The 12,393-nt window shown below is 42.3% G+C and carries 14 protein-coding genes and 1 pseudogene; 10 read left to right on the forward strand and 5 right to left on the reverse strand.

What is annotated here, in order from left to right:
• Nucleotides 1–101: 101 nt before the first annotated feature.
• The 9 genes and pseudogenes from flhB (at nucleotide 102) to ICN21_RS07325 (ending at nucleotide 7,820) form a co-directional block, all read left to right on the forward strand.
• A complete protein-coding gene (gene flhB / locus ICN21_RS07285; RefSeq protein ID WP_216177890.1) occupies nucleotides 102–1,262 on the forward strand; it encodes a flagellar biosynthesis protein FlhB in 1,161 nt (386 codons plus the stop codon).
• Nucleotides 1,259–3,337 (forward strand): flagellar biosynthesis protein FlhA, encoded by a 2,079-nt coding sequence (gene flhA / locus ICN21_RS07290; RefSeq protein ID WP_216177892.1) that lies wholly within the window; start codon nucleotides 1,259–1,261, stop codon nucleotides 3,335–3,337. Before flhB ends, flhA begins: the two co-directional genes overlap by 4 nt.
• Nucleotides 3,334–4,623 carry a flagellar biosynthesis protein FlhF gene (gene flhF / locus ICN21_RS07295; protein ID WP_216177894.1) on the forward strand — a complete coding sequence of 430 codons (1,290 nt, stop codon included), beginning with the start codon at nucleotides 3,334–3,336 and terminating at the stop codon, nucleotides 4,621–4,623. Before flhA ends, flhF begins: the two co-directional genes overlap by 4 nt.
• A gap of 124 nt (nucleotides 4,624–4,747) precedes the next feature.
• Nucleotides 4,748–5,137 (forward strand): hypothetical protein, encoded by a 390-nt coding sequence (locus tag ICN21_RS07300; RefSeq protein ID WP_216177896.1) that lies wholly within the window; start codon nucleotides 4,748–4,750, stop codon nucleotides 5,135–5,137.
• Between the two features lie 7 nt (nucleotides 5,138–5,144).
• Nucleotides 5,145–5,879, forward strand: coding sequence for an RNA polymerase sigma factor FliA (locus ICN21_RS07305; RefSeq protein WP_216177897.1), 735 nt, complete (start codon nucleotides 5,145–5,147; stop codon nucleotides 5,877–5,879).
• Entirely contained in the window at nucleotides 5,861–6,601 is a 741-nt protein-coding gene (locus ICN21_RS07310) for a flagellar motor protein (protein WP_216177899.1), read from the forward strand. The genes ICN21_RS07305 and ICN21_RS07310 overlap by 19 nt, the downstream gene beginning before the upstream one ends.
• A 10-nt stretch (nucleotides 6,602–6,611) precedes the next feature.
• Nucleotides 6,612–6,767, forward strand: a pseudogene (locus ICN21_RS11165) (flagellar motor protein MotB); the annotation flags it as partial.
• Nucleotides 6,768–7,430 carry an OmpA family protein gene (locus ICN21_RS07320; RefSeq protein WP_216177901.1) on the forward strand — a complete coding sequence of 221 codons (663 nt, stop codon included), beginning with the start codon at nucleotides 6,768–6,770 and terminating at the stop codon, nucleotides 7,428–7,430.
• A 99-nt stretch (nucleotides 7,431–7,529) separates the two neighbouring features.
• Complete coding sequence (locus ICN21_RS07325) at nucleotides 7,530–7,820, forward strand: hypothetical protein (RefSeq protein ID WP_216177903.1); 291 nt, start codon at nucleotides 7,530–7,532, stop codon at nucleotides 7,818–7,820.
• A gap of 6 nt (nucleotides 7,821–7,826) precedes the next feature.
• Here the strand turns inward: ICN21_RS07325 and ICN21_RS07330 are convergent, their stop codons facing one another.
• A complete protein-coding gene (locus ICN21_RS07330; protein ID WP_216177904.1) occupies nucleotides 7,827–8,153 on the reverse strand; it encodes a hypothetical protein in 327 nt (108 codons plus the stop codon).
• A gap of 108 nt (nucleotides 8,154–8,261) precedes the next feature.
• Between ICN21_RS07330 and ICN21_RS07335 the strand changes: the two genes are divergently transcribed.
• Nucleotides 8,262–8,621: a hypothetical protein gene (locus ICN21_RS07335; protein ID WP_216177906.1), complete on the forward strand. Its 360-nt coding sequence runs from the start codon at nucleotides 8,262–8,264 to the stop codon at nucleotides 8,619–8,621.
• A 39-nt stretch (nucleotides 8,622–8,660) separates the two neighbouring features.
• Here ICN21_RS07335 and flgJ read toward each other — a convergent pair whose 3' ends face one another.
• From flgJ to flgG, 4 genes are all read right to left on the reverse strand, one after another.
• Complete coding sequence (flgJ, locus tag ICN21_RS07340) at nucleotides 8,661–9,683, reverse strand: flagellar assembly peptidoglycan hydrolase FlgJ (protein ID WP_370624073.1); 1,023 nt, start codon at nucleotides 9,681–9,683, stop codon at nucleotides 8,661–8,663.
• A 9-nt stretch (nucleotides 9,684–9,692) separates the two neighbouring features.
• Nucleotides 9,693–10,808 carry a flagellar basal body P-ring protein FlgI gene (locus ICN21_RS07345; RefSeq protein WP_370624078.1) on the reverse strand — a complete coding sequence of 372 codons (1,116 nt, stop codon included), beginning with the start codon at nucleotides 10,806–10,808 and terminating at the stop codon, nucleotides 9,693–9,695.
• Nucleotides 10,809–10,891: 83 nt separating this feature from the next.
• Complete coding sequence (locus ICN21_RS07350; protein WP_255534245.1) at nucleotides 10,892–11,572, reverse strand: flagellar basal body L-ring protein FlgH; 681 nt, start codon at nucleotides 11,570–11,572, stop codon at nucleotides 10,892–10,894.
• 5 nt (nucleotides 11,573–11,577) lie between these two features.
• Nucleotides 11,578–12,363, reverse strand: coding sequence for a flagellar basal-body rod protein FlgG (gene flgG, locus ICN21_RS07355; protein ID WP_216177907.1), 786 nt, complete (start codon nucleotides 12,361–12,363; stop codon nucleotides 11,578–11,580).
• Nucleotides 12,364–12,393 lie beyond the last annotated feature (30 nt).

Genomic DNA, 12,393 nt, shown 5'->3' on the forward strand with positions numbered 1-12,393 from the left:
GCTTGAATTAAGGGGGGTTCACCCCCCTTTTCCAGCAATTCATTTACCCCCCGCTCGCTGAAAATCATTTATCAGCAATTAATCCCTTTTAAGGTGTAGCGGTGGCAGAAGAAAGCGATTTAGAAAAAACCGAACAGGCCTCGTCGAAACGATTAGATCAAGCGTATCGAGAGGGTGACGTTCCTCGCTCCAGAGAATTGCAGACCTGCGCCCTGTTATTTACTGCTGGATTATCGATTTGGATCTTGGGGTCGCATCTTAACAGCGCCCTTGCAAGCATGCTTAGTGCAGGCCTCACTTTTGATAGCAAATTAGCCTTTAATACGGATAGCACTCTGGCAAGTCTTTCTGGTCAAGTCATTGATTTGCTAATCGCCTTTTCTCCTTTAGGCTTAGCCCTAATAATAGTTGCCCTAGCCGCACCAGTTCTGGTTGGTGGCTGGAACTTCAGTACAGAACTTTTAATACCCAAAATTACGAGGCTCGATCCCATCAAAGGGTTTGGTAATTTGTTCTCCACAAATTCATTAGTAGAGCTGGCCAAGGCGATGGCAAAAGCTACTTTAATTGGATTTGTAGCCTATTTTATGATTGCAGCTGATTTTGCACAGCTAGTCACCCTGTCATTAGTTCCCCTAGAGGTAGGTGTAGCAGAGACAGGTTTATTCCTAGTGAAATCTTTTATTTTTATAGTGGGCGCATTAGTTGCCATTGCCTTGGTTGATGTACCTTATCAACTCTATCAATATGCTGAGAAGCATAAGATGAGTCGTGAGGAGCTAAAGCAAGAAGGCAAAGAAGATAACGGCAGTCCCGAAATCAAAGCCAAAATTCGCCAGCAACAGCGTGCAATGTCACGACGCAGAATGATGTCACAGGTACAAAAAGCGGATGTGGTGATTACCAACCCAACTCACTATTCGGTTGCCATTCAATATAAAGAAGGAGATATGAAGGCCCCTGTGCTTCTAGCAAAAGGATCGGATGCCGTTGCTTTACGTATTCGAGAGCTGGCGAAAGAGCATGACATTTTGATCTTAGAGTCGCCAAAACTAGCACGTGCAATCTATGCTCATACTGAACTAGATTCAGAAATTCCCGAAGCTCTTTACCTAGCAGTTGCGGAGATTCTCGCCTTTGTATTCCAGGTTAAGAGCTTCAATGGTCGAAGCGGTGCTTACCCAACTCAACCGCACAATATTGTTGTGCCTGATGAATTAGACCCATTATCTAGCACTAAGCAAATCGAGCTTGCATCATGAACTTCACTCAATTTTTGAACTCCCTTAAAAATTTCAATAGTAAGACTATTGCGGGTCCACTCATCATTGTGCTCATGCTTGGAATGATGGTTTTGCCAATTCCAGCAATTGGCTTAGATCTCTTATTCACCTTTAATATTGCACTATCTATTTTGGTGCTGATGATTGGACTACAGACCTCCAAGCCCTTAGATTTTTTAGCATTTCCAACAGTGCTCTTGGTAACAACCATGTTGCGCCTAAGCTTAAACGTGGCATCTACCCGCTTAGTGTTAACCGAAGGTCATACCGGTCCAGCAGCAGCTGGCAAAGTAATTGAAGCTTTCGGACACTTCTTAATTGGCGGTAACTATGCAGTAGGTATTGTGGTCTTCATTATTTTGACCATTATTAACTTCACGGTAGTCACTAAAGGTGCTGGAAGAATTGCAGAAGTTGGCGCACGTTTTACCCTAGATGCGATGCCTGGCAAGCAAATGGCAATTGATGCCGATCTGAATGCAGGCATGATTGGGCAAGATGAAGCCCGTAGTCGCCGCACGGAAATCAGCCAGGAAGCTGAATTTTATGGCGCCATGGATGGTGCATCTAAATATGTACGAGGTGATGCAATTGCCGGCATTCTCGTAATTATCATTAATATTCTCGGCGGCCTCATTGTAGGCATGATTCAGCATGATCTGAATTTTAGTGATGCAGTGAAGAATTACACTTTACTTGCTATCGGTGATGGCTTGGTCGCGCAAATTCCATCGCTGATTATTTCCATTGCAGCCGGTATTGTGGTTTCTCGCGTAGCTAATGACCAGGACATTAGTACACAGTTAACCAAGCAGCTCTTTACCAACCCTAAAGTTCTGAACATCACTGCACTCATTATTGGTGGCATGGGATTAATTCCAGGCATGCCCAATCTTGCTTTTTTACTCTTAGCAGCCACTCTAGCAGGCATCGCATACACAGTGAAAAATCGCCTAAAACAAGTAACCGAAACTGCTGCAAAAGCCAATGAAACTGCTGCAACAGAATCCATCGACGCCACATGGGATGACGTCATGCCAGTAGATGCACTTGGTCTTGAGGTAGGTTTTCGGCTAGTTCCTTTAGTCGATGCACAGCATGGTGGAGATCTGATTAAACGCATTAAAGCCTTACGTAAAAAGTTCGCTCAAGATGTCGGCTTCCTAACACCTCCAGTCCATATTTGCGATAACTTAGAGCTAAAACCCTCTGCCTACAGTATTAAATTAAAAGGTGTAGAGATCGCGAAAGGCGAATCCCATTATGGTCAATTCTTAGCAATTAATCCTGGAAATGTAACCGGCCAGCTACCCGGCCCTGTCACATCAGACCCCGCATTTGATTTACCGGCAACCTGGATTGATAACAGTCTACGGGACGAAGCACAGGGCATGGGCTATACCGTGGTGGATGCAAGTACCGTTATTGCGACCCATCTCAATCATGTCATTGGTATGCACGCATCAGAACTACTTGGCCATCAAGAAGTCCAACAGTTGCTTAATTTACTCAGTAAAGAATCTCCTAAACTGGTTGAAGATTTGATTCCAAAATTACTCACTAGCTCAATAGTGCAAAAAGTATTACAGAACCTATTGAGCGAAGGAGTCACAATTCGCGATATGCGCACCATCATGGAAACTCTCATTGAATATGCGCCCCATACCCAGGACCCCACTGAGTTAACTGCTAAGGTAAGAATTAAGTTAGGTCGAGCCATTACCCATCAACTCTTCCCAAATAGCAATGAAATGTCCGTGATCTCCCTTGAAAATAATCTAGAACGTCTTTTAATGCAGGCAGTCAATGGCAGTGGTGATGGCAGCTCAATTGAGCCCGGAATTGCTCAAACCCTAGCTACACAAGCAGGCGAAGCAGCTCGCGCACAAGAAAAGATGGGGCATTCTCCCGTGCTTTTAGTTGCCTCACCATTACGCGCTACCTTAGCAAAATTTCTGAAAAGGGTGACACCTAATTTACGTGTTTTATCCCATGAAGAATTACCCGATTCCAAAACTATCCGTGTTGCCAACTTAATTGGAGGTTCAGTATGACCATGAAAAAATTTCTAGCCAAAACGACTCGTCAGGCTTTGATGCAAGTCAAAGAAGAGCTTGGTGAAGATGCAACCATTATTTCAAATCGATCTATTAACGGCTGGACCGAAATTCTAGCGCGTGGTGAAACAATAGTTAATCCAGACTTACATAGTCAAAAAACTCAAAAGCCAGACGATGCGCACTTTACAAAGCAAGTACAAGCAAAAAAAGCGCAAGAAATGCTTGCTTTGCTCAATAGCAAGCCTACTCAAAAAACTATGGTCCCTTTGCTCGAGCCCCAAGAAGTGAATACAACTAAGGTTGATGCTATTCAGAATATTCAAATTCAGGGTGTTCTAAAGGAAATTCGTGAAATGCGTACTCTATTTCAAGTACAAATTGACAGCCTCTCCCGTGCGAGCTTGGAATATAGTCCCAATAAAAGAGATCTCATGAGTCAATTTTTATCGGCTGGCTTCAATCTCGACCTAGCAAAACGAGTTATTACAAAATTACCATCAGACTTTTCTGCTAAAGAGGCTACTCCGTGGGCAATTAATTTACTCGCAAAAAATCTACAAGTACTTGAAAATGAATCAGAGATCATGAGTCGCTCAGGCATTTATGCCTTGCTGGGACCTACAGGCGTAGGAAAAACAACTACGATTGCAAAAATTGCTTCTCGTTATGTTCTCAAGCATGGCAATCAAGGCATTGCTTTAGTTAGCACCGATACATATCGAATTGGCGGTCATGAGCAACTACGTATTTACGGTAAGATTTTAGGGGTTGAGGTATTTGCTGCCAAAGATGCTCAAGAATTACAGCAAATACTTGAGCAACTTAAGGACAAGAAGCTGGTTCTTATTGATATGGCAGGATTAAGTCAAAAGGATCAGATGGTGGGCGCACAACTTGATATGCTCCATGAGGCCAATCATGATATTAAAAAAATCCTCTGTCTTAATGCTAGTGGCACTCTAGACACCCTCAATAATGTCAGCATAGCTTTTGCTGGTCGAGGTCTAGATGGCTGCATCATCACTAAGGTTGATGAGGCAATTGGTTTGGGGGGCGTTATCAATGTCGCGCTTCAGAATAAGCTCAAAGTCTTTTACCTCACCAACGGTCAGAGGGTGCCTGAAGACATAGCCATGGTCGATAAAGTGACACTGATTGAAGAGGCCTTTAATCAAGGAAAAATGAAGGACGCTACGTCAACAATCTCTGCAGAAGATTTACCAGCCTTCTTTAGCAAGTCAGCGGCAATGATAGATCAGGGAATCACTCAATATGCCTAATCCTTGCGATCAAGCGGAGGGATTGAGACGAATCTTGATGCCTGTCAAGCCCAACGCAATATGTAACCTAAGTTTTAACCTTAAGCAGGGCAAAGGTCAGTTACTGCATAGCCTTATTCAGGATATGCATAAACAGCAAATTCATTTCATTGACACCAGCATTGGAGGTCACCAAGAACTACCGCTAGCCTTGCTCAATTACCATCATTTCATTATGAAATTAACGCACACCCCAGAATCCATTAAGCAAACCTTTGGGATTATTAAGTTATTCAGCAATAGCACTGAAAACCGGGTATTTGGCATGATTGTTAGCGCCCAAAATGAGGCTGCCGCACAAACTATTTACCGCAATCTGAAACAAGCTAGCAAGAGGTTTACACATATTCAACTAGAACTCATCGGTTTTAGTACACTTGACAATAACTGGGTAAGCCCTATGTTGAAGAGCATGGTGCCTGCCCAAATGAAAAAGACTATTTTTACCACCCCATTTGGCGCAGCAACAAACTAAAAAAACTATGTATAAGGCTGACGGAAAAACAGACCAAAAAGAAAGTCTCGTCCATCAATACGCCGATTTGGTCAAAAAAATGGCTCATCAAATTAAGGCTAAATTGCCTGCCAACGTTGAGGTTGATGATTTAATCCAAGCTGGCATGATGGGCTTACTAGATGCTGCTGGCAAGTACCAAGATGGTCAGGGCGCTCAATTTAAAACCTATGCTAGCTCGCGCATTCATGGAGCTATTATGGATGAGCTCCGCAATGCTGATTGGCTACCACGCAACATTCGTAAACAAATGCGGGACGTTGAAAAAGCGATTAACAGCTTACAACAAAGCTTGGGTAGAGCTCCAAGTGAGAATGAAGTCGCCAAAAAACTTAAGCTTGACATCGCTGATTACTTTCAACTTTTGACCGATTGTAGTGGGCATCAGCTGATTTATTTTGAAGATGTTCATAAAAATGAGGAAGAGGATCACTTCCTTGACCGTTTTATTCAGAGTAATAGTGGCGATGTCATCAATGGCCTGCTTTCAAAAGATTTTAAAGAGGCTCTAAAACAGTCTATTGAAGCGCTACCCGAGAGAGAGAAAATTCTAATGGGTTTGTATTACGAACAGGAACTCAACCTCAAAGAAATTGGCGCAGTAATGAGTGTTACTGAATCTCGCGTATCTCAAATGCATAGCCAAGCCGTTGCTAGGATTCGCACAACCTTAAAAGAGAAATTATGGACTGGGCCAGCCTAGGCGGTATTGCACTTGCACTCATTGGCATTTTAATTGGTGAATCAATTGATGGCGGTAGGATTTCCTCCCTACTCCAACCTTCGGCATTCATCATTGTTACCTTTGGTACTTTTGGTGCAGTTTTGCTACAAAGTCGCCCCATTAACTTTCGCAATGGGTTTAGAAAACTCAAATATGTATTTGCTGAGCCAGAAGATCAACGAACTGCTTTGGCACTCGATATCTCGCAATGGAGTTTGGTAGTCAGAAAAGAAGGTGTCTTAAAGCTAGAAAGCTTTATGAATGAAGCGCCCGATCCCTTTGTTAAGAAGATTTTACGCCTAGTGATTGATGGTGCGCCACCGCAAACCATTAAAGAGGTTGGAGCAAATGATATCTATCAATATGAGTTACATGAACGTAATGCCATTAAAATTTGGGATTCTGCTGGTGGCTATGCGCCTACGATTGGGATCTTAGCCGCAGTGATGGGCTTGATTCATGTAATGGAAAATCTATCTGACCCTACTCTATTGGGGAGTGGTATTGCAGTAGCCTTTGTTTCCACTATTTATGGTGTTGGCTTGGCAAACCTCTTATTTATACCCATTGCCAATAAGTTAAAGACTCTACTGCAATTAGAAGTTTCTAAATATGAAATGCTTGTAGAGTCACTGGCATCAATTGCTTACGGCGAACACACCAAAGTGATAGAGGATCGACTCTCTGGATACCTCCTTTAAAAATCCTCCACTGAAAAGACGTCCTCACCTAGACGATCGTGAACATCATGATCGCTGGCTTGTCTCCTACGCAGATTTCATCACCCTCCTATTTGCATTTTTTGTAGTGATGTATGCCAGCTCGACCATTAATCAAAAGAAATATGACGCACTATCTAATTCCTTAATGTCAGCATTTGCCCCAGTCCAACTGACGGAAGGTGATAGTAAATTAGAAATGAGAGTCAAGGGGGATGCTGAGATTACTGGAACACAAACAACTGAACAAAGCCCAATCCTCATTGACCCCTTAGGACTAGTCAAGCTCAAGCGAGAAATGGCAATAATTAAGCGCGAGAAAATGAATCGCCTTGAAAAAGACCTCACAAAAGCGTTAAATCCGCTAATACAGGATGGAAAAATTAGCGTTGTTCAATCGCCTAAAGGCATCAGGATCGATATTATTGATAGCTACCTCTTCAGCCCTGGATCAGCTGCGGTTACTAGCGCAGCAGCGCTCCAAACTCTTGCAGAAATTGCCCCTATTTTGGCTAAAAGCGATCAAACGATTGATATAGAAGGTCACACAGATAACCAGCCCATTAACACCAAGGTATTTAACTCAAATTGGGAGCTATCAGCGATTCGGGCGACCACAGTACTGAATGTCTTGAATCAAAAAGGTATCAATGAGAATCGTTTAAGTGCCACTGGCTTTGGCGCCTCAAGACCTATTAGCAGTAATGATTCAGCTTTGGGCAGAGCTAAAAACCGCCGCGTTTCCATTTTACTTTTAAGAGATCCCAGTCAGCAGCCTGGATCGGACTTATTGCCTGCCAAAACAGATTAAAATATAGAAACCCCATGAAGTTATTAATCGGTTAATTCAAATAACCCCTTACAATGTCCTCAAATTCTCAACTCACACCATTTAGAGCAAGATAATCCTATGAACCTTATCGACTTTATAGCGCCTTTTTTATTTGGTGTTTTCGCGCTGATAGTGCTCGGCATGGTCATCTTCATCATGAAATTAATTGAATCAATTGATAAACAAGCGACCCAGATAAAAAGCATCTATGGTCTGATTGATCAAACAAAAGCTGAGACAGAGGCAGCGCTAGATTCTTTCGCGCCAACTCGGGAAAAAGTACACAGTCATAATACTCGTCTAGACAGTATTGAGTTTGAGCTCAAAGGCATGCGAGAAAAGATGAGCGCGGTGAACCCTAAAAAATAACCTTGATTACCAAAAATTAATTGGTAGCAAGTGCTCGTTAATCTCTTGAATCACTGCTTTCTTGGATGAATCTGTAGTGACTTTCTCTTTAATAAGATAAACCAGTACATCTATAGTCAGCTCTCGTAATGAGCCAGGATCCCAAACATTCATCCGATCCTTAAATAAGGACAAAACATCCTTGCCGCCTAAACCGCGCAAACCAGGATGCAACATATCACTCATTGCTATAGTGTCGACAAGAGATTGCACTACATTACGGCTTCCTGAAAAGCGAGTATTAAAAGTCTTGCATAACTTTTCAATTATCTGAGATTCTGTCAAATATGCCATTTCAGGTTTTGCCTATTTCTTTACTATTAGTGCGGAAGATGAGGTTTAGTTTCGCTAAACTCATGATTTAACTGCCAAATATTATCACAAATGATAATATACAACTCAATGTATAGAGCTAAATCTAAAATAAGAGAAGCCGATAAAAAGGCAGTTCGCTTACTGTGCTCTTCATTTAACGAATCACTGCGATCAGGCAAGGAGTACAAGGTCGCATTAACCAAGATGATTGAGTCCCAGAAGCAATTTATTCCAGAATTAAAAGGGCTTGACTCTAACAGTATTTTAGCCAGTTACAACGCCCAAATAGTCGTTTCTTTACCACAAGAGTTACGAAATAGAGCAATCAAACTCATCACCCATCTTGTACAAAAACATATCAATCCAAAACTGAGCGCTTCAGACTGTTTCTTTATGGAGGCGTTTATTGATGAACAATTGCTACAACTGAAAGAATGGCTGAAGTAAAAATTAATCCTACTGGAATATTCCAGTAGCCCAGCCTGATTATGGTTGGCCGATTTTCTTAATCACACTAGCCAATTTTTTAGCATAATCGGGATCAGTTGCATAACCTGTCCTAGCCATGGCATCAGCATAACTATTCACATTGCTAAGATTATTCAAAACATGCTGGAAGCGTGGATTGCTAGTAATTAAATTGGCAAAGTCTTTAAATGAATCTGCATAAGAATCATAAGCTCTAAATTTTTCTACTTTTAGCTGCTTCTCACCATTAATGTATTCAGTAGTCATAGTTGATACCACCCTACCATTCCAGTTGCCTGTTGCTTTAATACCAAATAAATTATTACTAGGGGTACCATCAACACCTTTAATTTCTTTTTTACCCCAGCCCGTTTCTAATGCAGCTTGACCCAGCATAAATTGAGCTGGTAAGCCACTAGTGCTACTTGCCTGTCGGGCATATGATGCAAGCTTATCTGTGAAACCATTAACAGTATCTTTAACAACATTTGATATGGATGAGGATACAGCCTCTCCAGGCATTTCAATTTCACTAAATAATTTTGAAATTCTATCTGTCCAGGATTTTGTACCGTCAACTTTATTAATGGCGCTTTTTGAGCGAACCTCACCTAGGTCTGCTAGTGAAGTGTAAGCAGATAGACTAACGCCTGAACGATTAAGCCCAAGTGCTTTAGAGCTAATCGGGGCGTCACCTGCTTGCCCCTCGGGTGCACCAACTACTTTGCTAAGCTGCCTTACAAGAACGTCAGCCAAACCAATACCCTTGCCGTTTGCAAGTTTTTGACTTAATTGTTGATCAAACATGGAGGTATAAAGTTTATTTTGCTCGGTATTAAAGACACCATCCTGTGGGCTAGCATCACGCATACTTTTAAGCATCATATTAATGAAGATTGCCTCAAACTGCTTAGCAACGCCTTTAATTGCTTCTGGTGAATTCTCTTTTGCAGACTTCTTAAGTGATGTGAGGCCATTAGCATCCATGGCCAGCTGATTACTGAGATCAGCGCCTGCAATAGTGTTGTTTGACAGTGCCACGACTAATGCTTAAATAATCTCAAGTTCAGCACGCAATGCACCAGATGCTTTGATTGCTTGCAAGATAGCCACCAAATCTTGAGGGGTTGCACCAACGGCGTTCAATCCACGCACTACCTCAGACAAAGAAGCGCCGCCAGCCAATTGAATAACGTTACCAGGATCTTGATTTAAGCTAACCTGTGATACCTTCGCCTCAACTGTGTTTCCGGTATTGGAGAAAGCACTTGGCTGACTGATAACAGGGGTCGTACTGATAACCACGGTTAAATTACCATGCGCTACTGCACAATTTTCTAACTCAACACTTTGATTGAGGACAATCGAGCCTGTTCTTGCATTCAGAATCACTTTCGCCTCGCCTTTAGCCGGCGTAACGTTGATGGTTTCTAATGCAGCCATAAATTGGACGCGGTTAGCACTACTAATATTATCCGGTGCAATCTGAATCACACGCGAATCTTGGGCAGTCGCGATTGGTTTGCCAAAGCGTTTATTAATTGCATCAACAACGATGCTAGCTGTAGAAAAATCGGAGCTCTTAAGTTCTAGATTAAAGATATCCATACCTGCTAAATTATTCGGAATCAATCGTTCAACAGTAGCTCCCGCTGAAATTCGACCGGCATTGAGTTGATTAATTGTTGCCGAACTACCATTAGCAGAGGCACTTGCGCCACCAATAACAACGTTACCTTGAGCCATTGCATAGATTTGACCATCCGCTCCTTTCAAAGGGGAAAGTAGTAATGTCCCACCTCGTAAAGTTTTAGCATTACCCATAGCAGAAACAGTAACATCTAAATTTTGGCCGATTTGGGCAAATGGCGGCAAATTTGCCGTCACAATTACTGCCGCAACATTCTTTAATTGAATCTGAGAAAACGTACCAGGTGGGAGTGTTACCCCTAAAGATTGCAACATACTCAACGTACTTTGTAGAGTAAATGGCGTCTGAGTCGTTTGGTCTCCAGTGCCATCTAAGCCTACAACCAAACCATATCCAATTAATTGGTTGCTTCGGACTCCCTGAATATTTGCCAAATCTTTAATCCGCTCAGCATGCGCAACAGAAGTCATGCTCAGGCTACTAAATATACCTACACACAATAGCATTAGCACCATCAGGCTTTTTAGCCATTGAGGTTTTTTTTCAGCCCGAAATAAGCAGAAACGTTGGGATTTAAGAAAAAATGGCATAGTTCTTTTTAGAATGGGGCAATACTTAAGAAGAAACGGGTAACCATACTAGCAATGTAAGAGCTATCAATTGCATTGGTAGTGCGATACTCAAAACGAGCATCTGCAACGGTATTAGAGGCGACTGTATTATTCGTTGTAATCATATTTGGATTAACCACTCCTGAAAAGCGCACAAATTCAGAGCCCTGGTCATAACCAATTTGCTTCTCACCCGCCACCAATAAATTTCCATTCGGAAACACTTCTAAGACTGTTGCTGTAATAAATCCATTGAAAGTATTTCCAGAGTTGGACGTAGCTTTATTCTCATTGGATATATTATTGGCCCAGCTAAAGGTTGGGCTAATAGTATTACCAAACTGATCGGTTGCTGTAGCATTCGCAAGACCCTTTTTAGAGCCTGAGGATCCTGCATCTTTTGTTGCAGTAGTAGTCTCAGTAATATTGATCGTGATCGTATCGCCAACACTACGTGCGCGATTGCCTTCAAACATCGGTTTGTAGCTAGTGCTAGCAAAAATAGAGCCATTGGAAGGCTGAGGCATGACCGCACGAGTACTACCTGGACCAGGGTTTTGTGTGATTGTGCTAGGGGTAACACTGCACGCACTAAGGCTAATGCCTACAATAGCAAAGCTCATTACTGCAATAACATTCTTTTTAGAAATACAAAGTGAAGTTTGCATAAAGACTATCCCAATTGAGCTAATCTTTGCAGCATCTGATCGGAGGTCGAAATCGCTTTACTATTGATCTCATAAGCGCGCTGGGTCTGAATCATATTGACCATCTCTTCGACCACATTCACATTAGAAGTTTCTACAAAACCTTGTGCTAAGACACCTGCTCCATTTGAGCCAGGATTCACAGTATTAGGCGCACCAGAGGCGGCAGTTTCAGTATATAGATTCTCACCCTTAGCACTTAAGCCGGCTGGATTAATAAAGGTTGCTAGTTGCAACTGACCTACCTGAGTAACGGCAACTGTATTTGGTAAAGTCACTGACACCACGCCGTCTGCTGCCACTGTTACTGTCTGTGCAGTTGCTGGAATCGTAATCGCTGGCTGAATCACATAACCACTAGCAGTCACTAACTGTCCAGTGCTACTAACCTGAAAGCTACCATCACGGGTATAGTTTGTAGTGCCATCGGGCATTAAGACCTGAAAGAAACCGCTACCATTAATGGCAATGTCAGTATTGTTACTGGTTTGCTGTAAGTTACCCTGAGTAAAGATACGTTCAGTAGCAACAGGCTTTACACCAGTACCAATTTGCATACCAGAAGGTAGCTGAGTTTGCTGAGAGGACTGAGCGCCTGGTTGACGGATCGTTTGGTAAAGCAAATCTTCAAATACCGCTCGTGACTTTTTAAAACCATTTGTACTGACGTTAGCCAAATTGTTGGATATCACATCCATCTGAGTTTGCTGGGCTTCGAGGCCAGTTTTTGAAATCCAAAGTGAGCGTATCATCTTATTTCCTTTAATTTAGGTATATCTTGA

The sequence above is a fragment of the Polynucleobacter sp. AP-Feld-500C-C5 genome (assembly GCF_018882265.1).
GTDB lineage: Bacteria > Pseudomonadota > Gammaproteobacteria > Burkholderiales > Burkholderiaceae > Polynucleobacter.